Source organism: Runella sp. R0.1_18 (assembly GCF_057652155.1).
Genome location: NZ_JBYFCK010000006.1, coordinates 52,870 through 76,378, shown reverse-complemented (window position 1 = coordinate 76,378; position 23,509 = coordinate 52,870). Strand labels below are relative to the sequence as shown.

General features: G+C 44.8%; 18 protein-coding genes. 3 read left to right on the top strand and 15 right to left on the bottom strand.

Annotation, left to right across the window (positions count from 1 at the left end; translation table 11 throughout):
• Window positions 1-32: 32 nt before the first annotated feature.
• Genes AC23P2_RS12580 through AC23P2_RS12570 form a run of 3 tightly spaced genes read left to right on the top strand, consistent with a single transcriptional unit; the run spans window position 33 to window position 3,209 of the window.
• Window positions 33-731 (top strand): aspartate/glutamate racemase family protein, encoded by a 699-nt coding sequence (locus AC23P2_RS12580; RefSeq protein WP_487773522.1) that lies wholly within the window; start codon window positions 33-35, stop codon window positions 729-731.
• A 16-nt stretch (window positions 732-747) separates the two neighbouring features.
• Window positions 748-2,214 (top strand): APC family permease, encoded by a 1,467-nt coding sequence (locus AC23P2_RS12575; protein WP_487773521.1) that lies wholly within the window; start codon window positions 748-750, stop codon window positions 2,212-2,214.
• A 56-nt stretch (window positions 2,215-2,270) separates the two neighbouring features.
• Window positions 2,271-3,209 carry a ketopantoate reductase family protein gene (locus tag AC23P2_RS12570; RefSeq protein WP_487773520.1) on the top strand — a complete coding sequence of 313 codons (939 nt, stop codon included), beginning with the start codon at window positions 2,271-2,273 and terminating at the stop codon, window positions 3,207-3,209.
• Between the two features lie 178 nt (window positions 3,210-3,387).
• Here the strand turns inward: AC23P2_RS12570 and AC23P2_RS12565 are convergent, their stop codons facing one another.
• From AC23P2_RS12565 to AC23P2_RS12495, 15 genes are all read right to left on the bottom strand, one after another.
• A complete protein-coding gene (locus AC23P2_RS12565) occupies window positions 3,388-4,710 on the bottom strand; it encodes an ammonium transporter (RefSeq protein ID WP_487773519.1) in 1,323 nt (440 codons plus the stop codon).
• Between the two features lie 94 nt (window positions 4,711-4,804).
• On the bottom strand, window positions 4,805-6,052 hold the full coding sequence (locus tag AC23P2_RS12560) for a porin (protein ID WP_487773518.1): 1,248 nt from the start codon (window positions 6,050-6,052) through the stop codon (window positions 4,805-4,807).
• A gap of 376 nt (window positions 6,053-6,428) precedes the next feature.
• Window positions 6,429-8,144: a GMC oxidoreductase gene (locus tag AC23P2_RS12555; protein ID WP_487773517.1), complete on the bottom strand. Its 1,716-nt coding sequence runs from the start codon at window positions 8,142-8,144 to the stop codon at window positions 6,429-6,431.
• Window positions 8,145-8,180: 36 nt separating this feature from the next.
• Window positions 8,181-8,813, bottom strand: a complete 633-nt coding sequence (locus AC23P2_RS12550) for a gluconate 2-dehydrogenase subunit 3 family protein (protein ID WP_487757320.1) — start codon at window positions 8,811-8,813, stop codon at window positions 8,181-8,183.
• 172 nt (window positions 8,814-8,985) lie between these two features.
• Entirely contained in the window at window positions 8,986-9,777 is a 792-nt protein-coding gene (locus AC23P2_RS12545; RefSeq protein ID WP_487773516.1) for a cupin domain-containing protein, read from the bottom strand.
• Window positions 9,778-9,831: 54 nt separating this feature from the next.
• Window positions 9,832-10,617 carry a polysaccharide deacetylase family protein gene (locus tag AC23P2_RS12540; protein ID WP_487773515.1) on the bottom strand — a complete coding sequence of 262 codons (786 nt, stop codon included), beginning with the start codon at window positions 10,615-10,617 and terminating at the stop codon, window positions 9,832-9,834.
• A gap of 165 nt (window positions 10,618-10,782) precedes the next feature.
• Window positions 10,783-12,723: a sialate O-acetylesterase gene (locus AC23P2_RS12535; RefSeq protein WP_487773514.1), complete on the bottom strand. Its 1,941-nt coding sequence runs from the start codon at window positions 12,721-12,723 to the stop codon at window positions 10,783-10,785.
• Between the two features lie 82 nt (window positions 12,724-12,805).
• Window positions 12,806-13,840 (bottom strand): glycoside hydrolase family 43 protein, encoded by a 1,035-nt coding sequence (locus tag AC23P2_RS12530; RefSeq protein ID WP_487773513.1) that lies wholly within the window; start codon window positions 13,838-13,840, stop codon window positions 12,806-12,808.
• A gap of 17 nt (window positions 13,841-13,857) precedes the next feature.
• Entirely contained in the window at window positions 13,858-15,135 is a 1,278-nt protein-coding gene (locus tag AC23P2_RS12525) for a TlpA family protein disulfide reductase (protein ID WP_487773512.1), read from the bottom strand.
• A gap of 72 nt (window positions 15,136-15,207) precedes the next feature.
• Window positions 15,208-15,966, bottom strand: a complete 759-nt coding sequence (locus tag AC23P2_RS12520) for an SDR family NAD(P)-dependent oxidoreductase (RefSeq protein WP_487773511.1) — start codon at window positions 15,964-15,966, stop codon at window positions 15,208-15,210.
• A gap of 96 nt (window positions 15,967-16,062) precedes the next feature.
• Window positions 16,063-18,165, bottom strand: coding sequence for an alpha-glucuronidase family glycosyl hydrolase (locus AC23P2_RS12515; protein ID WP_487773510.1), 2,103 nt, complete (start codon window positions 18,163-18,165; stop codon window positions 16,063-16,065).
• Between the two features lie 150 nt (window positions 18,166-18,315).
• On the bottom strand, window positions 18,316-19,590 hold the full coding sequence (uxuA, locus tag AC23P2_RS12510) for a mannonate dehydratase (RefSeq protein ID WP_487773509.1): 1,275 nt from the start codon (window positions 19,588-19,590) through the stop codon (window positions 18,316-18,318).
• A 304-nt stretch (window positions 19,591-19,894) separates the two neighbouring features.
• Window positions 19,895-20,794, bottom strand: a complete 900-nt coding sequence (locus AC23P2_RS12505) for a DUF6807 domain-containing protein (protein ID WP_487773508.1) — start codon at window positions 20,792-20,794, stop codon at window positions 19,895-19,897.
• Between the two features lie 72 nt (window positions 20,795-20,866).
• A complete protein-coding gene (locus tag AC23P2_RS12500) occupies window positions 20,867-22,033 on the bottom strand; it encodes a Gfo/Idh/MocA family protein (RefSeq protein ID WP_487773507.1) in 1,167 nt (388 codons plus the stop codon).
• A 50-nt stretch (window positions 22,034-22,083) separates the two neighbouring features.
• The gene (locus tag AC23P2_RS12495) at window positions 22,084-23,490 is read right to left on the bottom strand and encodes a Gfo/Idh/MocA family protein (protein WP_487773506.1); all 1,407 of its coding nucleotides are present in this window, start codon (window positions 23,488-23,490) and stop codon (window positions 22,084-22,086) included.
• Window positions 23,491-23,509 lie beyond the last annotated feature (19 nt).

Sequence of the window (23,509 nt, the reverse complement as noted above, 5' to 3'; positions counted from 1 at the left end):
TGAATTTACCATAAAACTTTCTGAGCAAAAAGATGAAAAAGATAGGGATTGTAGGCGGCATAAGTTGGACTTCAACGCTGGATTATTACCGATTTATCAATGAAGAAACCAATAGAAAATTAGGTAGCCTGAATTTTGCTGAATGTATAATTTACTCGGTAAATTTTGAAAACTTCAGCTCATACAACGCTGATTATAACTGGGAGGCCACTTTCGAGTTGTTGTCTAACGCTGCATCAAAATTAAAAGATGCGGGAGCTGAAGTTATCCTACTTGGGGCAAATACGGCTCATATTGTTGCAGAACGAGTTGCCCAAAAAGTAGGTTTACCTCTTATCGACATCAGAGTCGCTACGGCCAATGCTATTCATAAGCGACAGTTAAAAAAAATCGGCTTGCTGGGTACAGTTTATACCATGGAATTGGATTTCTACAAAAAGAAGCTTACCGAAGAAGGATTGGAAGTAATCATACCTGCTACTAAAGCAGAAATAGATTTTATTGAACAAACTCTTTTGCACGAATTGGGTAAGGGGACTCTTCTTCAAAGTACAAAACAAGAATACATTGCCATCATAAATAGGCTCATTGAACAAGGTGCAGAAGGTATCGTTCTAGGATGTACCGAAATCCCCTTACTCATTTCTCAGGAAGACATTGCTGTCCCTGTTTTCAATACTACCCTCATTCATGCACAGGCAGCCGTTGAGTTTGCTTTAACTACTTTCTAACCTTATTCCGATAAAAATGAAAAAACTTTTCCGAAAAAAACCACTTGAAGCCTATCAAAACGACCTTAAAATTAGTCAGTTAACAAGGACACTCGGCAAATGGGAGCTTACCGCTATTGGGGTCGGGGCTGTCATTGGCGGCGGAATTTTTGTGCTGACAGGCGTTGCGGCCAACCAATACGCTGGGCCCGCCTTAGCATTATCATTTGTATTGGCAGGCATAGGCTGTCTGCTTGCTGCGTTTTGTTATGCCGAATTTGCAAGTATATTACCCGTATCTGGTTCGGCCTATGCCTACTCTTATGGCACCATCGGTGAATTCTTTGCTTGGTTTATCGGGTGGAACCTTATCTTAGAATACATGATGGGCGCTACCACTGTTGCGGTTAGTTGGTCAAAGTACTTCACAAAACTTTTGCTCCTTTCAGGAATTCATACTATACCCGCTTGGTTAATCAATGACCCTATTACGGCCAAAGAAGAAGCCATCAGATTAGGGTACAATCCGCCAGGGTTCTCCATCAACCTTCCCGCAGCGCTCATTATTTGGGTTGTTACGTATATACTTGTTCGTGGTATCAAAGAATCAGCCAAAACCAACAATATTATTGTTTCCATCAAAGTAGCGGCAGTACTGTTTGTTGTCGTAGCAGGTTTTTTATACATCAATCCTGCAAACTGGCAGCCGTTCATTCCCGAGAAATTAATTGATAGTTCAGGAGTAAGTCATTATGGAATTTCGGGCGTAATCACTGCGGCGGGTCTTGTTTTCTTTGCATTTATCGGTTTTGATGCCGTTTCCACCCAATCGCAAGAAGCCATCAACCCAACCAAAGATATTCCATTTGCCATTATAGCTTCACTGATTATCTGTACAACGCTGTACATACTCGTTTCATTGACCCTAACTGGCATGACCAAATATACCGACTTAGACTTAGGTGCTCCTGTAGCATCGGCCTTCAGTGCGGTTGGTCTGCAATGGGCATCATTACTGATTACCATTGCTGCCGTTATTGGATTGATTTCTGTCATGCTGGTAATGCTACTTTCACAAACAAGAATATTTATGAACATGGCTCTTGACGGGTTATTGCCACCAAAAATTTTTGCAACCATTCACCCTCGATTTAAGACACCGTGGAAAAGTACCATTTTGTTGGGATTCATATCTTCGTTGATAGCAGCTTCTACCCCAATAGAAAAAGCAACAAAAATGACAAGCATTGGCACTTTGTTTGCGTTTTCTATGATTTGCATTGCGGTACTCGTTCTTAGAAAAACCCAACCAGCGCTTCATAGGCCGTACAAAGTAAAAAATTTACCGCTGGTTGCTGGGGCGGGGTTTCTCTTTAACCTACTCCTTATGTTTAGCCTCGATGCGTCCACTTGGTTAAGATTAGTACTATGGAGCCTAGCAGGGATTGCTGTTTATTTTCTTTACGGTGCAAAACACAGCAATCTAAACACGAAGGTCAAATAATAGAGGGTCAGTAATACCCAATAGATTTTATAGGCTCATATACGCTTTGACAAATTATGAACAACAAGACCATTTTCATCATTGGAGCAGGCGCCATTGGCAAAGCCCTCGCAGCTTTTTTACAACATGAAGGAAAAGAAGTTGTTTTACTTCGCGGACACCTCGACGACCATTCGGCTTACACGGAACACATTGAAGTTTTCTTAAAAAATCGCGAAGTTGTAAAGGCAAAAGTACTCGTAAGCACGATAAGCAATTACTCAGAACTGAATGGCCTTGTTGTTTTAACCAATAAGTCGTACGGAAATGCCGCAATTGCCCAAAAGCTACAAGCCAAAATCAATGATACTCCAATCTTAATTTTACAGAATGGGCTAAACGTGGAAAAACCATTTATCGAAAATAATTTTCCACAAATCTACCGCTGTGTTCTTTTTGCAACGTCCCAGCCTCTGTCAGAAAACCAATTACAGTTTATGCCAGTATCAGATTCTTCGGTCGGGATCATTGATGGAAGCCCTGAGGGTTTACAGGCGATTGTTGATGAAATAAATACGCCGAATTTCAGGTTTAAAACGGAGCCGAATATCCATGCTAAAGTATGGTCAAAAACCATCGTCAATTGTGTCTTTAATTCAGTTTGTCCGCTATTAGAGATTGATAATGGGATTTTCTATCGTAATCCAGCGGCACTGAGTATCGCCAAGAGAATCATTAACGAATGTATCGCGGTGGCCGCAACCCAAGGCATCTCATTGAGGACGGAAGAGGTACTAAATAGCCTTTTGCTAATCAGCCAGCATTCTGACGGTCAGTTGATTTCTACTTACCAAGATATAATTAACAAACGCAAAACGGAGATTGAAACGTTAAACGTTGCCATTGCTAGTATTGCACATCACTTACAAGAAAAGGAACTAGCCAAAGAAACGAGTCTTCTGGGCGAATTGATACAGATTAAGTCCCAAATAGCTCTATCTTCTATCTCCTCTTGACTCCACCCACAAAAAAATAGAGCCCTCCAAACGGAAGAGCCTATTGTAGCTTTACCCTATTCTAGGCTACAAAAAAAATGAAGCTACCAGCAATGCCAGTAGCTTCAACGAGTACAACAAAACCACAGTCAGTAGGGCATGCCCTCTGTGGTCTCGTTGTAACTTTTCTATTTGGTTTTTAAGCTTCTACCAAGAATTCATCGTGTTGGCTAATATCCAACCCAACTTTCTCGTCTTCTTCTGATACACGAAGTGGCTCGATGAAGTCTGTAATCATTAAAATAACATAAGACATTACAAAAGCGAATACCGACACCAACACAAGGGCAATCATGTGGTTTTTGAAGAGGGTAAATGTTCCGTAAGCTAATCCTTCGTCCACAACGGCTGCGTTTACTCCTTTTGAAGCAAAGATACCCGTCATAACCATACCCATCATACCACCTACACCGTGGCAAGGGAATACGTCAAGCGTATCGTCCAAAGTAGTTTTGGTACGAAGGTGTGCCAAGTAGTTTGATACCATTGATGAAATAGTACCGATGAAGATTGATTGTGGAATAGTAACAAATCCGCAAGCAGGTGTAATCGCAACCAAACCTACAACGGCTCCAATTGAGAAACCAAGGGCCGATGGTTTTTTACCTTTTGCTGTATCAAACAATACCCACGCCAAACCTGCAGCAGCAGCGGCTGTGTTGGTAGCTGCCAAGGCTGAAACTGCCAATGGACCTGCACCTACGGCCGAACCTGCGTTAAATCCAAACCATCCGAACCACAACAAACCTGTTCCTAACAATACGTAAGGGATATTGGCTGGTGGCAAAAAGTTTGCTTCTTCGTGTGAGCGACGACGCTTCAAGTACAACGCACCCGCCAACGCTGCCCAACCTGCCGACATGTGTACTACAGTACCACCCGCAAAGTCAAGTACACCAAGCTTAAACAAGAAACCTTCTGGGTGCCATGTCCAGTGTGCCAAAGGAGCATATACGAAAATGCTGAACAACACCATGAACAAAATATACGAACGGAATTTAATACGCTCTGCCAACGAACCTGTAACAAGCGCAGGCGTGATTACCGCAAATTTCAATTGAAAGAATGCAAACAATGCCAATGGAATAGTAGGCGCCAATGACCAAGGCTTTCCGTCTAATACACCATTGAACATAAAGAATGTCATAGGGTTTCCTACCCAGCCACCGATTGAATCACCGAAAGCCAAACTAAAACCAACTACAACCCAAACGATACTGATTACGCCCATTGCAATAAAGCTCTGAAGCATTGTTGAGATAACGTTTTTGTGGTTTACCATACCTCCGTAGAAGTAGGCCAAGCCAGGTGTCATCAACAATACGAACGCCGTAGCAACAAGCATCCAGGCCATGTCGCCTGAATTTAACCCTTCGGTTACAATTTGGGTTGGGATAGCTGGCATTAAGACTCCTAAGAGGCTAACTACCAGCAAAATCACGAGTGGGATTAAATTTTTCATAGATTTACTTGACTGGTTTTGGTTGTACTTTAAATAGTTATCAAGGATTTTAAGTGGAGGCGTTGAAGGCTCCACTTAAAATAGGAATCAATTATTAGAACTTGTAAATGAGTGCTAAACCAAGCGTTGACTGTGCGTTTTTAGTGAAAGCACCTTTTGAATCTTCAAATTGTTGTTGTCCACTTTCACCAGCACCTGTCAATTTTTTGTATGAATCCATGCGGAACTCAGGCTTGATCAACAAGTGGCCATCAGCTACGGTAAAGTTTCCAGTAAGGGTCAATGAATTTACCGATGTTCCGTTGCCAAGACGGTTAAGAAGCGCACGAGCACCTGCCGTGTTGTCGAAGTATTCGTAACGCGCACCAATGCTAAACAAATCAGTAGCGGCGTAGCTCAAGTAACCCGCTGCACCACCCCAAGGGGTTGACTCTGTCAAGACAGCGCCACCTTGGTAAGAGCCTTTTTGTGAACCAAAGGCTGCGTTTGCTCCAATCAAAAGTTTGTCTGTCGCCTGAAGTGTTGTCACCAAATCTAATACGCGGTAGTGAGCATCTGGTGTATTTCCTTGGTCATCAGTGCTTGCTTCGTTGCTGTTGATGAAGTTCAAATACACATTCCATCCTTTAGCAGGATTCACAAACAACTGAGAAATAAAGCCTTTTTTGCGGTTGTTATCATTCAAGTTATCTACGTTGTTTACCAAACCAAGCATCAAAGACACTTTGTCAGAGAAAGCATACGTACCTTTTACCCCAACGTGATAGAATGGGCCGTTGTTGAAGAGGTTTGACAATGAATAGTTGAAGTTTACTGGGGCATCAATTACTTCATAACCGATGTGGGTACCAAACTGACCCGCCGTGAATGTCAATTTGCTAGATGCTTTCCAGTTAAAGTACGCTTGTTTGATGGCCAATGATGTACCTCCTGAACCTAGTGGCCCGAGCAAGTTTCCGTAGTTACCAAGGTCAGCGTTTGGACCGAAAGCCAAATCAATCACTACATCTGACTTTTCGTTGCTGTATTGCATTTTTGTTTGTACCAAACCCAACGAAATTTGTCCTGACTTCTGATCAAACACGCGAGCATAGTATGCACCCAAGTTTGAACGTGAAGCTGGTTTGTTGAAATTGGCGCTATAATAAGAGTCGATATATCCCGAAAATGTAAACGACCCCTTCTTCTCTTCTTCTCCTTCGGTTTTAGCCTCCGTTTTAGCTTCTACTTTAGCTTCGGTCTTAGTTTCTGTTTTGGCGTCTGACTTTTTCTCCTCAATTCCCTTAGGAAAAGCCAAAAAAGTTGAAAACAAACATAAAACAAGTAATTGTAGCTTTTGCATAATATTATTTTGTTTAAGGTGGGCAATACGTGGTTTTGTTTTCCGATACAAACATGGAGCTATTTTTGTAAACATCCAAATTTTTAGTATAATTTTTGAGTATTTATTAGTAAAAAACTGCAAATTTTTGATTTTTAAGTTTGTTTACGTTGAATTATTTAAGAATATATTAAAATTATTATATTTTTTATTTTATTCTGTTTTTAATCACTTTATCAAAATTTTCTTTCTCAATACAATAGCCATAAAATCAACAAAACATTCAAATAGTTATATTTTACCCACACTAAATACATAAGAGATAGATATACCAAAACACAAAAAAGCCCAGCTACCGAAGTAACTGGGCTCCTAAAAGCGGTAAAACGCTCGAAAACTAGAGGTTTTTCTTCTTCAACTCATCTACCGCAAACTTAGAAGCACGTGCCGTAAATGCCATGTAAGTCAACGATGGGTTCACACAAGACGCTGAAGTCATGAATGCACCGTCGGTCATGAAGACGTTTTTGCAATCGTGCAACTGGTTATTTTTGTTCAACACCGACGTCTTAGGATCTTTACCCATACGTGCCGTTCCCATTTCGTGGATACCGATTCCGAGGTTTTTGCTGGTGTCATCGTACGAACGAACGTTTTTAAGACCTGCCGCTTCGAGCATTTCTGCTGCGTCGTTGGCCATGTCTTTACGCATCTTGCGTTCGTTTTCACCGTAAGCGGCGTCAAATACCACAATTGGCATTCCCCATTTGTCTTTTTTGGTTGGGTGTAAGGTAAAGCGGTTGTTTTCATTTGGCAATACTTCACCAAAACCACCAATACCCATCGACCAGCCGCCAACTTTGCTCAAATCATCTTTGAACGACGCGCCAAAGCCTTCCATACCTACGCCACGTCCCCAACCGCTACGGCTTGCACCACCTTGGTAACCAAATCCGCGTAAGTAATCGCGCTTGTCGTTACCCCAGTTGCGGTAGCGAGGGATATAAACCCCGTTTGGACGACGCCCGAAGTAGTATTGATCTTGGAAACCATCAAACTCACCCGAAGCACCTACTCCAAGATGGTGGTCCATGATGTTGCGTCCTACTTGATCGCTGTCGTTACCCAAACCATTGGGGAAGCGGCTTGATTTAGAATTAAGCAGAATAGACGCCGACGGAATCGCCGAAGCGTTCAAGAAAATAATTTTTGCGTAGTATTCTTTTACTTCGAGGGTATTTTGGTCGATGGTACGAACGCCCGTAGCACGGCCTTTTTTCTCGTCATAAATTACTTCGGATACAATCTTGTTATTGACCAACGTCAAACGCTTGGTTTTCATCGCCGCTGGCAGCGTCGCCGCTTGCGTACTGAAATAAGCCCCAAACGGACAGCCGCGCATACACATGTTACGGTACTGACAAGCAGCACGTCCAAGGGCGGTATGCCAGCTTTGTGGTTTTGAAAGGTGAGCCACTCGTCCAATCGTAATTGTACGACCCATTTTCTTCATTACTTCCGACTTCACGTGTTTTTCGAGACAGTTAAGCTCCATTGCTGGCAAAAACTGTCCGTCTGGAAGTACCGAAAGGCCATCTTTCGAACCACTGATACCTGCAAAACGCTCAGCGTAGTCGTACCAAGGAGCAATTTCTTTGTAACGTACTGGCCAATCAACCCCAACACCTTCTTTTCCGTTGGCCATGAAATCTTCTTCGTTGAAACGGTAGCTTTGACGTCCCCACAATAACGAACGACCTCCTGTGTGGTAGGCGCGAATCCAGTCAAACGGACGGGTTTCGAGGTAAGGGTTTTTGCTATCGTTTTCAAACAAGTATCGGTGTTCTTCATTGGCTGTGTAGCCCGTACGCATTCCTGCCCAATACTCTTCAGCCGCCATATTATCAGGACGTCCACGGTGAGCAAACTCCCAGGGCGCTTTCATGGCCGTTTCGTAACCTTCGACGTGCTTGATGTCGCGACCGCGCTCAATACAAAGTACGCGCAAGCCACGCTCAGTTAATTCTTTGGCAGCCCAGCCGCCACTTATTCCTGATCCTACGACGATCGCATCGTAGGTCAACTCTTTTTGTGCATCTATATTCAAATACATTGGACTCTTGAATTGAAATTTGGAGAATTTAAAAAATTAAAGCGCGTAGGCTTTTTGGCCTGGTTTGAGCGGAATACAGGCATCATAACGCCCAGGAATAGGCACATATTCAAGGGCTTGCGTCGCACCTTGCTCGGATGTAAAGTAGCCAAATAGCGTCAATTCTTTCAACAAACGCCAAAACGGTGTTCCTTTGAGCTTTTTAGAACTTACCACTTCCTTATCCACGTTGTCGCCTACTTTTACTTGCTGTACGTTGGCGCTCTTCATCAATTCAATCGTATCTTTTTCGACTTGCTTCAAAATAGCGACTTGCTCGGCCGACGAGGTTTCCAAAAATTTCTTACTGTGGGCTTTGGTTGCTCTTTCGTCGAGGTCTGCTAAACCGTCCAAAAAGTTTTGTTGCTCTTGCGGTTTGTAACAATCCGCCAACATCATTTCAATAAAAGGTCCTACGCCTGCTTCTTTGGCCCCTGGAGTACTGGTTTTTGGAATAATGTGCTCTGCGATTTCGGCAACGAGGGTTTTCTGCGCACTCGTTAGGCTAAAAGCAGCGCCTACCGCCTGTTTTGCGGGGGTTCCTTCGCCAAAAGCCATCAACGAAGGCGCCGAAAGAGTTCCTCCCATGAGAAGGGCCACCCGCGCGATTGCGTCTCTGCGATTCATCATAGTTTTTAAGGTTAGTTGTTACACGTTTAATTATTGGGCAGATGTAAAATTACATCCGAAATGTACAATTTTTACGCATAACAAACGGTTTTTTCTCACAGTTAGTACAACCGTATGTTTCTAATTTTTTGGGAATGAGTAGATTGCCATGGCAAATAGCCTCTGCTTAAACCTACTCAAACTGAAACGCAAAGTAAGTACACGAACCTTTACTCGTATTTTGAAGACCGTGTGGAACGTTTGAATTAAGGAAAATGATATCTCCCACTTTTGATTCATGCCAAACTCCATCAATGGTTTCTTTGGCTTGGCTATCTGCTTCTCCTTCTTGGCTATTGACCAACAATAAAATCTCAGCAGCGGGATGACGGTGAGCAGGATGGCTCATCCAGTTCCCAGAAAGAGTTGTTACGTGCATTTCAAATCGCTTGCTCATACTTGTCGGGCGATCAAAAAAGTTTCGTCGTCCACCTTTATCATGGCCTTTAAATTCAGTCTCATCCCAATTGAGCAGCAGTGAGCCACCCGCTTTTCTTCCTCGTTCAATGTCAAGCGGTTCAACCGAATTGAGCTGAAATACATAGTACGTAACGGGTTGGTCGCTGTTGTTGACTAGGCTTCTCTTATCGCCCGACATCAACAAGGCAATTCCTCTAGGCTTTAACTCTTTCGTCTTTCCTTCGACCGTTACCGTCAATACTCCTTCTTTGACAATAATCAATTCTTCGTTTTCTTGGGTGTATTCTGTATCACGCATACGGCTCTTGGGATTGACCGTTGTAGCGTGTACTTTAAATAACTTGAAGTGGGGAGTAGTACCTTCCAAAATACTACGAAACTCTCCTTTGGGTCTTTGTTTTACCTCTAAAGCCGACCATTGATATACCTTAGAAGCAACGGGTTCGAGAGTTTGAGCCAGAATAACTCGGCTAACAAAAAATAACGGAAGTAGCAGCTTTACCATGGGTATATTCTTTAGAGGTTGTTTTATTTATTTAAAGCAATCTACCGTTTCACATTACTTTCTGACTGACTTGATATATTCAGCGACCCCAAGCAGTGTATCTACCCAAATATCTTTTTCGTGTTGTTTCAAAAAGTGAACCAACTCTCGGTGTGCAGCCAACGAAACATCCAGCGAATGCTCTCCTCCCACCCCGTGGAATACAAAAACGAGTAAGGTATTGGTTTCAATGGCCTTTTTGACTAACGCTATCATCTTTTCCCCTGAATCGTTGTTGACAATATAACCATCGGTGTTATACAAATCAATCTGATCCACAGAGTGCATTTCGCCCCGTACACCACGCGCCGCCATCAGTTCTCCCTTGAGGCCATCCATAAAAAACTGTGTTCCCACCTTGGCATCGCCGCAGGTGTACGCAAACGTCCGACTTTTTTTCCCATCCACGGCTTCTAAAAGTACGTTGGTCACTTTGATTTCTTCGGTGATGCGTTTGAGCGTGTATTTACTCAAATCGTTTTCAGGGTTAACCCACTGACGCCCAGGCAATGAGGCATCGCAGGGGTGATACAAGGTATGGTTTCCCAACTCATGACCGCGTTGAGCCGCTTTTCGCCAATCTTGCAAGCGCTGGGTAAAGCCTGGAAATGAGCCCGAAATATAAAATGTACCTTTAAAACCCGCCGAATCTAAGGCGGGAATGGCATTATTGAGGTGAACGTTCAGGGCATCGTCATAGGTAAGCACTACAGCGCATTTTTTCCCGTTCCAAGGTTGCTTTTGAGCAAAACTCGCAAGGGACACGCCTAAAAAAAGACAAAGTAAGCGGATTGAATTCATGATTATTAGTGATGAATATTCTTAGTGATGAGTTATGAGAGTTAAGTGATGAGGTGTGGGGAGGGTTGCTCAAAGCCCGACCGTGCAAAGGGTTTCTCAAAACCTGCATCGCCGTATTTTGTGAAGACTTGGCAAGTTTTGAAAACTTGCAAAGTCTCGCCTACATTAGCGTCTTGCAGGTTCGTCGGTTCGGAAGGGCGAAGCGGGTAAACCTTCTTTGTTGTAAAAGTTGACATTTTCGGGGTTATCTGCCCACGCATAACGTACGTACAAAGGTGCAGAAATAGCGTCATTCCAAACGACAATTTCGTTTTTCCCTTCAATTCGCGCTTGCGCCCACACAAACTTTTTATCAGCGCCCGCTACGGCAAACCAGCGCAGTTCTTCGTCGTCTTTGGAAATAATGCCACTGCCTGTTTGGTCAAAACGCAGTCGAATTTTACCATTTTCGGGCGTGGCTGAGGCCAAAAGTGGCCCCGAATGTACCACGTTTTGGTCACCGTAGGCTAGTTTTTGGGCAGCCAATGATAAGCGATACCCAATGTCTTTTTTGTTCAATGGATGAATATCGTTCCATTCACCGAGGTCAATCGTGACCGCCAAAGCTGTATTGGGAACCGATAATAGTTTTAACTGTCCCTCGCGTAAAACAGCCCATTGACTTTCAGACGGCAAGTAATCGACCTCCATAAAATTGGCCAATTGTACCCCAAAGAAAGGTAAGTCACCCTGCCCCCAACGACTGCGCCAATCTTGCACCAACGCAGGAAGTAAATCGCGGTAAGGCCCAGGATTTCCCGTATTGGACTCGCCTTGGTACCATAAAAAACCTTTGGCAGCGGTCGATACCAGCGGCGCTATCATGGCATTGAATAAGGATGAAGGTTGGTTTTGAGCCGAGAAATTCACTCCATTGTCTTTTGTAGGAAGAAAAACCTCACCTACTTTACACCACCAATCCCCCTTAATATCAAGCACTTGCTCGTTGGCTACCAATGAATAGTTTTTATCAGGGACAAATCCCCCTTTGCCCGCTTGGTTGACCACCCGCACGACGAGGATATTTTTTCCTTCTTTCAATACTCCCGCTGGAATTTCGTAACGGCGGGGTGGGTATTGATAGGTAACGTTTCCCACTTGCTTGCCGTTAATGTAGGCAATATCAGCGTCCACAATTCGCCCCAAAAACAATTTAGCCGAAATGCCCGTCATCGAAGCAGGGACGTCGATTTCTTTGCGGTACCACACTACCCCGTTCAAGTCTTTGATGCCTTGGTCTTCCCAGTAGCCAGGCACGTTCATTCGCCGCCAGCCCTTCGGAACGTAGTCTGCTGAATACCAAGGAACTGTTTCACGCATGCCTTTGTCTCGCGATTTTCGGGGGGTATTGGTCGCGGCCATTTGTTTCAGCAATGACTTTATGTAAAGGCTATCTTTATTTTTCTGTAAAGTAGCGGTCAGTTCTGGAAACTTCGTCAGTCCCTCCTCGCCAATCCACGCTTCGATGGGAGTTCCGCCTACGCTAGAATTTATCAAACCAATGGGAACGTGGTATTTTTCGTACAGATTTCGGGCAAAAAAATACGCAACAGCCGAAAATTGAAGCACGTCTTTGGGATTGGCCACTTTCCAGCTTCCCGACGGAAAATCGTCCCGTTTTTTTTGCAAATCAGTCAAAGTAGCTACAAAAAACAATCGAATTTCGGGGTAATTGGCCGACGCAATGTCTTCGGGGTATTTTTCTTTTACGCGTTCCATCGGCAACACCATGTTTGACTGCCCCGCACAAATCCAAACGTCACCAAAAAGTACATTGCTGACTTTCACTTCGTTTTGTCCCCGAAAAAGCAAATCAAAAGGACCTCCTGCGGGTTGGGCGGGTAGCTTAATTTCCCATTTACCCGTGGCATCGGCTTGGGTTTTGTATTGCTTATTTTTAAACAAAAGGCTCACTTTTTCTTGGGGTGATGCCCAGCCCCACAGCCGCAGCGATTGGTCACGCTGAAGCACCATGCCGTCGCTAATGAGGCGTGGCAAACGAAGTTGAGCCACACACAGGGCATGGCTCAACAGCAAAATTCCAAGGACAGTTTTTAAAATCCTCATGATTTGAATAGTACAATAGCCTCTCGCAAGTTGATGACTTGCAAAAGGCCGTTAACGATAGGTTAAAGAAACGAAAGCAAAGTTATTTATAAGGTTCAATCGTCTGAATAGAGCCATCCGAATTGTGCTTTAATTCAGTGACTTTGATGTTGCGCAGGTGTGTTTTTCCCGTAAGTTGCACATCGTGATAAAACAGGTACCACTTTCCTCTAAATTCCACAATCGAATGGTGATTTGTCCAACCTTGCACGGGTTTTAGGACAATTCCTTTGTACGTAAAAGGGCCATAAGGATTATCTCCAACGGCATAAGCAATGTTGTGCGTGTCGCCCGTAGAATACGAGAAGTAGTATTTACCGTTGTACTTATGTACCCAAGCTGCCTCAAAAAATCGTTTATCTTTATCGTCTTCCATGAGCAGTTTGCCATTTTCGTCCAAAATTTTCACCTCTTTTACTTCTTCAACAAAGCTCTTCATATCGGCCGATAGCTTGGCAACTCGCGGCAGTAAAGCTACTTCTCCTTTTTTGGGATAGTCCGTTTTTCCCAAATACGTGTTTCCTTTCCAGCGTTGAAGTTGGCCGCCCCAAATTCCGCCAAAATAGAGGTAATAACTACCGTTTGTATCCTTAAAAACCGACGGGTCGATGCTATAACTTCCTTTGATTGGCTCTTTTTCAGCTACAAAAGGCCCTTCAGGCTTTTTGCTCGTCGCTACACCGATACGAAAAATATCCTCTTTATCTTTGGCAGGAAAATAGAGGTAGTACGTCCCGTTTTTAAACTCAGCATCAGGCGCCCAAAGCTGACGACTCACCCACGGAACATCTTTAATATCAAGCGCTACGCCGTGGTCTGTTACCTTGCCGTCGATGGCATCCATGGAAAAAACGTGGTAGTCTTTCATGTCAAAATGCCCACCATCGTCATCGCGTTTGGTATCAGATTCAATATCGTGCGACGGGTAAATGTAAATTTTACCGTTAAAAACGTGAGCAGATGGGTCTGCCGTAAAAATATGCGACACCAATGGTTGCGAAATCGGCGTTTTTTTCTGTGCTTGTCCAGTAAGAGCGGCCGCCAAAAGCAGCAAAATTCCAACGTACTTGAATTGCATTATTTATAGTAAAAGGGTTAGTTGTCAATCAATTTCAACAATTCGTTCAGGGTATCAGGTGAACTCGGGCGTGGCGCATCGGGGGCAATTATTTTACCATTTTTATCAATAATCACGTAGCGAGGAATGCTCGTCACCATCAATTTACGCAACATTGCGGCGTTATCAGCGGGTTTTACGTGACCATTTTCACCCTGTAATTGAAGTTGTTCCAATGCTTTTTTCCAAGCCTCTTCTTTTTCGTCAATGGAGGCATAAAGAAACACGATTTTCTTTTTCTGCTTATCGGTCAACTTCTCTTGCATGGCTTTGGAATGAGGGAATTCGGCACGACACGGCCCGCACCAACTCGCCCAAAAATCAAGATAAACGACCTTCCCTTTGAAGTCTGACAAACGAAACGTTTTTCCTTCGGCATTTTGCATGATAAGTTCATCTTCCTTCCCTGCCTTTGAAGCCACCTCGGCGGGTTTCTTTTCCTCTTTACGCGTAAGGACTTCGTTGCATTTCTCGGTCGCCAAACGGGTGTACTTTTCCGATTGCGGCGTCGTTTTCAACAAATCCAACGTGCTCACTACGGCATCTTTTGGCGTATTAGCACATGTTTCGCGCATGAGTCGGCACAAATAATAGGACAATGCCTGCGAGCCCCCAAGGTATTTTTTGGCAAAAGCCGATTTATCGTTCATGGCCGCTCCCATGTCGGCATATTTATTAAAGGCATGGTCACGCGAGTTGAAATACGTCACAAAAACCACCAAAAAATCACGGTACGAAGCCGTTAGGAAGGCTTCTTCGTTCACGATTTTTTTAGGTTCCAATGCTTCGGTCATGACGGCAGGCAACGACGACATTTTCAAGTTTTTGGTATCGGCATTACTCCGTGCCACGGCGTGGTTGAGCACCCAATACCAGTAGTTCCAACGGATCGTGTTTTCGACATATCGTTTGAACGGTTCTGAAAGCTTGGCCGCGTCAGGGTAATTTTTTAGAAACTCTTGCTGCTTGCGGCGTTGGTTGAAAAGGTCGATTTCTCGAACGTCGATGTTTTGGGAAAAGAGTAATTCGTATTGTTTTTTGGCATCAAAATCTGCCGCAAATTTCTGTTGAAACTCGTTCCAAAATGACTTATGAGCGGCATCGTTCCAAAGCGCGTTGTACGCCTCCAAGACCGACGCAGGCGCGCCTTCTTTAAAAATATCCAACGAATCTTTGGCCGCAACGGCTACCGTAGCTTGCGCCAAAAGCGTTTGCGCCCACAATAACAAAACCGATAGTAATAATCCAATTCTCATGTGATGGTAAATGGTTGTAAAAGTGACTTTAACCACCTAAACGCATTTTTCGTACCAGAAGTGCGGATGCGCCTAAAAACCAATCGAATTGCCTCCATCTACAGGGAGTGAAACGCCTGTCACGTACTTGGCTGCCTCCGACGACAAATAGACTGCTGCCCAGCCGATGTCTTCGGGCTTACCAAAATAACCCATTGGAGTACGGTCGAGGGCTTTATTCATACGGTCAGGGTCGCTGCTCATGGCGGTTTTCATCATGGCGGTTTCGATAAACCCAGGGGCAATAGCATTGACGCGAACGTTGAACTTAGAAAATTCGGAGGTAAGTACCTGTACCATCCCTTCTACGCCCGACTTAGAAGCTCCATAGGCAACCACGCGGTCGATACCGTAATAGGCAGCCATGGATGAAATCATTAATATAGACCCACTTTGGCGCGCCACCATGCGTTTGGCACAAGCACGAGTGAGGGAAAATACGGCACTTAGGTTGGTATGAATGATTCGGTGGAAATCTTCGTCTGAAACCTCCAGTGCAGGTTTTTTCATGTTGATACCCGCATTGTTGACCAACACGTCAATGGGGCCAATCGTGGTTTCGATGTGTTCTACCAACGCCTCCAATTGCAATAAATCAGTAACGTCGTTTACCACATAATGTGCCTTCTCGCCCAGCTCTGCCACGGCTTCTTGAAGCGGGGTTTCGCGGCGACCAGTTATTACGACGGTTCCTCCTGCGGCAATCATACATTTTGCGATGGCGTTGCCAATACCACTACCACCGCCAGTAATGAGGGCGATTTTGCCCTCTAACGAAAAAATCGGATTCATTTATTTGGTAATTTTTTGGATTGCTTCTTTTTCACACAGATTGCCAATCTCGTCTCGACATCTTGTCGGGACGGGTATGGTTTAACGTCTCTGACGTTACCGTAAATGATAAATCTCCGTCAATTTCTTCACCTCATCTAAGGTTCGAGTAGGAGGCACAAGCGGTTTTGGAATCGGTAATTTTGAAAATTCACCAAAATACAGCACGCAAGCATCACGCCACCACAACGCCTCTTTTTCTTGGATTTGCAAACGCCCTTTCACGTCCTCAAACGTCTCTTTATCAATATCTGACTTCACACTTTCCCAAGCCGATTGCAGCTTCCCAACTTGCCCGACACCATCATAATAACGGTGGCAAAGCTCATCCCAAAGGCTACGTCCAGTGCTTAGTTTTTGGGTCCAAGGTACGTGATGAAACCAAAGCAAGTAGTCGAGTGGGCATTTTTCAGGACTCCCCCAAAGTTGGTGAACTTCAGGGCTGTACAACTGAAGTGCATTACTCACTTTTCCAGTTCGGTCAAAGCCCAAACCAATCGAATCGGCACGGTGATAATAAATCGAAGTCCAGTCGGGGCGAGCGGCTTTGGTAAGCCACGGTTCAGGCCCATAGTGGTGCCCCTCTCCCATCATGTGCGACGTCCCCAACGGATACGTGTAACTCACGTAAATCGGGTGTGACTTGAGCATGATGTCTGTAATTTTTTGTACCGATTGCGACTTTTGGGTCAACGTCATGCGGGCCCATTCTTCCGCGATTTGTTCCGACGAAAGTGTATAGTCCCACGCCAAACGGCCAAATGCGTACCAGTTGCTTTGGTTAAACGGATGGCCACACCAGTTGGCGTCCGAACCTGTGTTGGCAACCCCCGCCATGAGCGAAAGTGAATGGTTTTCCGCGCTTCCATCTACAATTTTAGCTACGGTCGTTCCTTTTCCTTTAACGTAAGTATCCGTGTCCAAACATTCCTTAAACATGGGGGCGAGGTAGGTCAAGTGCGTTGACTGCCCCAAATATTCTTGTGTAATCTGAAACTCCATGCCCAAGGTTGTTTTTGGAAAAGCACCAAACATTGGGTGGAAAGGCTCACGCGGCATAAAATCAATAGGGCCATTTTTGACTTGCACAATCACTTTGGGGTCAAATGTGCCATCCAACGGCTTAAATTGGGCATAACCTTCTTTAAAACGGTCGCCTTTTGGATCGGCATTATAGACAAACGCCCGCCAAATAACAATTCCGCTAAACGGCCGCATGGCTTCGGCCAACATATTGGCACCGTCAGCATGGGTACGTCCATAATCCTGCGGACCTGGCTCTCCTTCGGAGTTGGCTTTGACCAAATAGCCCCCAAAATCAGGGATATAGCGATGAATTTCTTTGGTTTTCTCGTTCCACCATTTACGCACTTCAGGATCGAGTGGGTCAGAGGTTTTAAGCCCTCCTAAGGTGCGAGGCGAACGGAAGTTGACCGAAATAAACACTTTGATGCCATAGGGGCGAAGTACATCGGCCACGGCTTTGATTTTTTCGAGGTATTCTTCGGTCAAAAAGCGCGAACTGGCATTGACATTATTGATTGACGTAGCATTAATCCCCAACGAAGCATTGGCGCGGGCGTAAGTAATGTAACGCGGATCAATCCGAAACGGAAGTTCAGTCCATTTCCACATCGACGAACCCGCGTAGCCGCGCTCGACGGTTCCGTTGGCATTGTCCCAGTGATTCAGCATCCGTAATTTTATTTTAGGGCTGCTTTTCACCGAAAGGCTTGTCAACGATTTCCCCGTTTGAAGGTACCGAAGTAGCTCAAACGCACCGTATAATACACCTGCTTCTGATTTAGACGAAATAACGATATTGCCTTTTTCCGAAAACAACTCAAAACCATCTTGGGGTAAGTTGGATGGAGAATTGGGGGCAACGTTCAAGATAATTCCACCCGATTTCGTAGCGGTTTGTAGAAGAGCGGGAGCTTTTCCCAACAAACCTTTTAACCCCATTTCTAGCTCTTGTACCGCCACTTTAATGGTCGGATGCGATGAATTGACCGCCACAAATTGCGTCATTTTTGTATAAGCTTCCCGTTGCTGGGCATCAGGTAGCAAGTCGTACTTGAGCCAAAGCCGCGAACCATCATCGGCGAAGACTGCCGATGCTAGAAACAAAAATGAGAGTATAAAAAATATTTTTTTCATTGGATGATTTCTATTTAGAAACAGATTAAACGCATGAAAATCAAAAGCTCCTAAGTTTTGCTCCAGAGGAGCTATATCTTAGTAGAAAAGATGAATTAGGTTCACTAGCAAGCCCCAGCGGGGTGGCATCTTTTACCCAACATCGGTCGCTTAAATGGGATTTGGTAAAGATGTTTGACTGCTTTTTTTAGCCTTGCCTCTTTCTTGATAGCTTCTCTCAATCGCCATCTCCAAGCCCCTTAACTCCGCCAACCCTTTCAAGCGTCCAATTGCCGAGTAGCCTGGGTATGATTTATCTTTCCCTGTTTTATTCAAATCATCCAACATTTGATGCCCATGATCGGGGCGCATCGGAATGTGGACATCAGGCCATCCTAGTTCATTTCGTTTTTTGCTTTCCAACACAAATGCTTTCACCACAGCATACATATCTACATCTCCTGTGAGGTGGTCGGCTTCGTGAAAAATCAATTGATTATCAAGCGATTCTTCACGTTTTGTAGCCCGCAAATGCACAAAATGGATTCGGTGTCCAAACCGCTCAGCGATTCCTGCTAGGTCATTATCGGCACGCACTCCCAAAGAGCCTGTACAAAATGTAATCCCATTGGCCTGAACATCACACGCATTCATAAGTTGCGCCAAATCACTTTCGGTACTCACTACACGCGGCAACCCAAGCAATGGCATCGGGGGGTCGTCGGGATGAATGCAGAGATTGACGCCCACTTCCTGCGCTACGGGGGCTACTTGCTGGATGAAATAGTAGAGATTTTGGCGTAACTCTTTGTCACCTATGTGTTTGTAATTGTTTAACAACCCTTGAAAAGTAGCCAACTCAAAGGCTTCGTTCGAGCCTGGCAAGCCCAAAAGTACCGTATTTTGAAGCGTCGCGATTTCTTCTGGACTCATTTTGGCAAACTTAGCATGGGCTTTGGCCTGAATTTCTTCCGAATAATCGGCTTCGGAATTGGGTCGTTTTAGAATACATAAATCAAAAGCCGCAAAATCTTCCCATACAAAACGCAATGCCAATGAACCGTCAGGCATCTGATAATTCAAATTTGTTCGCGACCAGTCGAGTACTGGCATAAAATTGTAACACACCGTTTTAATGCCGCAAGCGGCCAAATTACGCAGCGAGATTTTGTAGTTTTCGATGTACTTTTCTCGACTGAGCAGCCCTTTTTTGATGTCTTCGTGAACAGGCAAACTTTCTACTACGTCCCACGTAAGACGGGTATAGCGATGATTATCTGCTTCAATGAGTTGAATACGTTGCTTAATTTCTTCCACACTCCACACTTCTCCAACGGGGATTTGGTGAAGTGCCGACACCACACCCGTACACCCTGCCTGCCGAATATCCATCAACGAAACGGGGTCGTTGGGGCCAAACCAACGCATAGTTTGAATAAATGCCATAAGTATTGTATTTGCTCGGGTCAGACGATAGTCAGACCCAAAAGATTACTTTGTTGTGGTCTGACTGTCGTCTGACCAATTTGATTTGCTCGGGTCAGACGATAATCAGACCCAAAAGATTACTTTGTTGTGGTCTGACTGTCGTCTGACCAATTTGATTTGCTCGGGTCAGACGATAGTCAGGCCCAAAAGATTACTTTGTTGTGGTCTGACTGTCGTCTGACCAATTTGATTTGCTCGGGTCAGACGATAGTCAGACCCAAAAGATTACTTTGTTGTGGTCTGACTGTCGTCTGACCAAGGTTTATTCACTTTTATATTTTTCAAATAACTGAGCGACGTTGGCCGCCTTATGGTCGCCAGCGTGCACCAAAACGCGGTAACGCAACGATAGCTTTTCACCTTTTTTCAACACCGTAGCTTTGTCATCTTGCGGCCAATACATGGGTGTTGGTGAAAAAAAACCATAGTCACGCGTAAACCAAGGCGACGGATACCAAGGATTAGAGGGATGCTGCATAATAGTCATTCCTTCTAGTTTGTCACCGCGTTTGCCAGAACAATCAATCCACGGTGATTTCACGCCGAATGTCCCCTTTTCTCCCGTATTACCTTCAGCATTCACCATCGTTCCGCCATTGATGACGGCCAAATCTGGGTCCATTCGTCCGCTAAAGAGCGAGTGATTGGTTTTCAAAATCGTCACATCCATGAGCATTTCCATCGTCACATCGAAATCAATTTGGTATAAATCTTTCGACGGCGCTGTAATGGTGATAGTCCTAAAGTCTTTTACGGGCGCATTAGCATTAGGACGTCGCCAGATACATTCATTTTCAATCACTACTTTTTCTCCACCCGACTGCACGATGTCGGTGCGAAGAGCGATGATTTGTCCTTTCTCTAACCCTTCTTGCCAATAATTACCATCATTGACTCGGTCGCACCCAAAAAACAAAGAGCTATGGTGCGGATAATTTCCATTTCTCATCGACGTCACACTGGCATTTGAAGGGCCGTTGACGGGAAAGAAAAAGGGGTATTTTTCGTCCTGAGAAAAAATATAGCTCGTGAAAAAGTTATTATTAATCGTAACGTCAATCTTCGAATTGTACTTTGTAGCCACGATTTTTGTTTGGGCAAACGATACGCTACTGACTAGCAAAAACGCTATTAACAGGAGAGAGAGAAAGGTGTTTTTCATTGGATAGAGGCAAGTACAAACCTATAAGGTTTTAGAAACCTCATAGGTTTACGGGACTTGGGTTAGTTGAACTTACTTCTTTAGGGTAATTTTTTGGGCATTTTTCTGCGCTTTGATGGCCAACTCCATCGCTAGAAGGCAATGCGCCTGCGGCATGGCCGTTTCAGTACGGTTCAGGACGTCGTCCACCAACAAACGACCGTAGGGTAAATCTTGCTGCGTACAGTCAATGTAACGGGTTTCCTTTTGATCTACTAAAAACAGGTGATTTCCTCCCGAACGACCACCAATGTCTGTATTCTTACGAATCTCAATAAAGCCTTCCGTTCCTAAAATCGTCAAGCGGCCATCTCCCCAAGTATTGAGCCCGTCGGGAGTAAACCAGTCCACGCGGATGTAGCCCATACCGCCATTACCGCGTAACATCACATCGCCGAAATCCTCAAAATTAGGATATTGAGGGTGGTTTGTATTTCCAATTTGCGAAGCAACAATTTCGCCCTGTGTAGAATCCGTAAAAAATAAAAACTGGTCAAACTGATGAGACGCAATGTCACAAATAATACCGCCAAACTGTTCTTTGTTAAAGAACCACTCTGGGCGCGTTTTTGGATTCATGCGGTGTGGCCCCATGCCAATGGTTTGAATGACTTTGCCGATTGCCCCTGCTTTTACCAGTTCTCCTGCTTTTACGGTTGCTCGATTTTCGAGACGTTCGCTGTACATAATAGAATAAATACGACCCGTTTGCTTCTGTACTTTGCGCACTTCAGCCAGTTGTTCAAGCGTCGTTATTCCAGGCTTATCCGACATATAATCTTTTCCGCTTTTCATCACCCGAATCCCCAACGGAGCGCGTTCGTTGGCAATGATTGAACTCAGTACCAACTGAATAGATTTATCGTCCAAAATTTCTTTTTCGCTAGACGCCAGTTTTGCCTTGGGAAAACGTTTCGCAAACGCCGCTACCAAATCAGGTTCTTTGGCATAAAACGAAACCAATTCTCCGCCTCCACGAACTACCGCCTCCACTTGACCATAAATATGACCATGGTTCATTCCAATGACCGAAAACTTGATGCGAGGTGTATCGTATTGAGGAACAACGATGGGAGCAACCGTCTCGGTGATTATGTTCCCATAAGCCATCGAAGGAAGCATTGGTAAGGCCATCATTCCTGCGGCTGAGGCAATCGACTCCTTCAAAAAGGTACGGCGTTGATTAGGTTTCTTTTTCATCTTTTTTATTCTTAAAAGGTCGGGTTTTAAGAAACCCGACACACATTACATTACATTTTGATATTTGTAGTTCCGTATGGTTTGCGCTGAGGACGGCTCAACATCGCATTGGCTTCCTTGTCGTTCACAAAACGTTCGATTTTAGGATCCCACTGCAATTTACGTGGCAATTTCATCGCAATGTGGCTAATGAGGCACACCGAACAAGCACGGTGGCCAATTTCTACGGGCGAAATAGGAGCCTTGCGCGTTTTGATACATTCGAGCCAGTTGCCGTGTTGCTCATCGCTTTTGTAGAGGTGGATTTCATTTTCACCAATGACCGACGTAAGAATTTTCGGATCGCTGGCATCCAACGCTTTACTACTCTTCTCTTTCGATACAGGATCACTCGCGGAAGCCACATAGTCACCGCGTGACACCCAAATCCAACCTTCAGTTCCCTCATAACGAATGCCATTTGGGAAGCCTCCGCTGGTGTACATCGTGATACCGTTGGCGTATTCGGCTTTCACCATAAAATCTCCGTGAACGTTCCACAAGCCCGATTTTGGAAACTCCGCCACGGCTTGTACCGAAATTGGCCCTGTGAGTTCGGTGTCCATTCCCCACGCCGCCGAGTCGAAGTGATGCTGTCCCCAGCCCGTAATCATTCCCGCACCATACTGCTCAAGGCGCAACCAACCTGGACGTCCGTAGCCTTTTTGGGGATGCACCCCTATTTCGGTGTAGGGGACTTCGGGAGTAGAACCTAGCCACATGTCATAATTGAAGCCCGTAGGCACAGGCATCGCAGGTGCTGCTGGCCCCGATGGGTCGCCTGGAAGTCCCACTTTTACGGTGTGAAGCTTTCCGATACGACCATTCCGAACCAACTCCGCCGCAATCCGAAACTGTGGAGACGAACGTTGTTGCGTACCCACCTGAAGCACGGTACCTTTTTTCTGAATAATATCGCTCAACATTCGTCCTTCCGCAATGGTCAACGAGGTCGGTTTTTGCAAATACACATCTTTTCCAGCCAAAGCCGCCTCAATCGCAGGTTGCGAGTGCCAGTGGTCGGGCGTACTGATAATCACCGCATCAATGTCTTTGTTGAGCAACATTTCACGGTAATCGTCGTACATTTTGGCATCCACGTAATTGGCATTACCCGTTTTTTTGGCATAATAACTTTCAACCAATTTTTTACCATCCACCAAACGGTTTTTATCCAAATCGCACACCGCAATCATCCGTGCGGCATCGTGCTGCATCGTGCCGACCATGTCGTGGTCACGGCCGATACGCCCACAACCAATTTGGCCAATGTTGATTTTGTTACTTGGGGCATTTTTACCAAAAACCGAAGCAGGTACAATCGTTGGCACGCCAATGACCGTTGATGCTGCCGCTCCTTTGGCAGTCAGTTCAAGAAATTTTCTTCTTGAAACAGAGGGTTGAGATGTGGTTGACATAAAAAGGCTTGGGATAAAA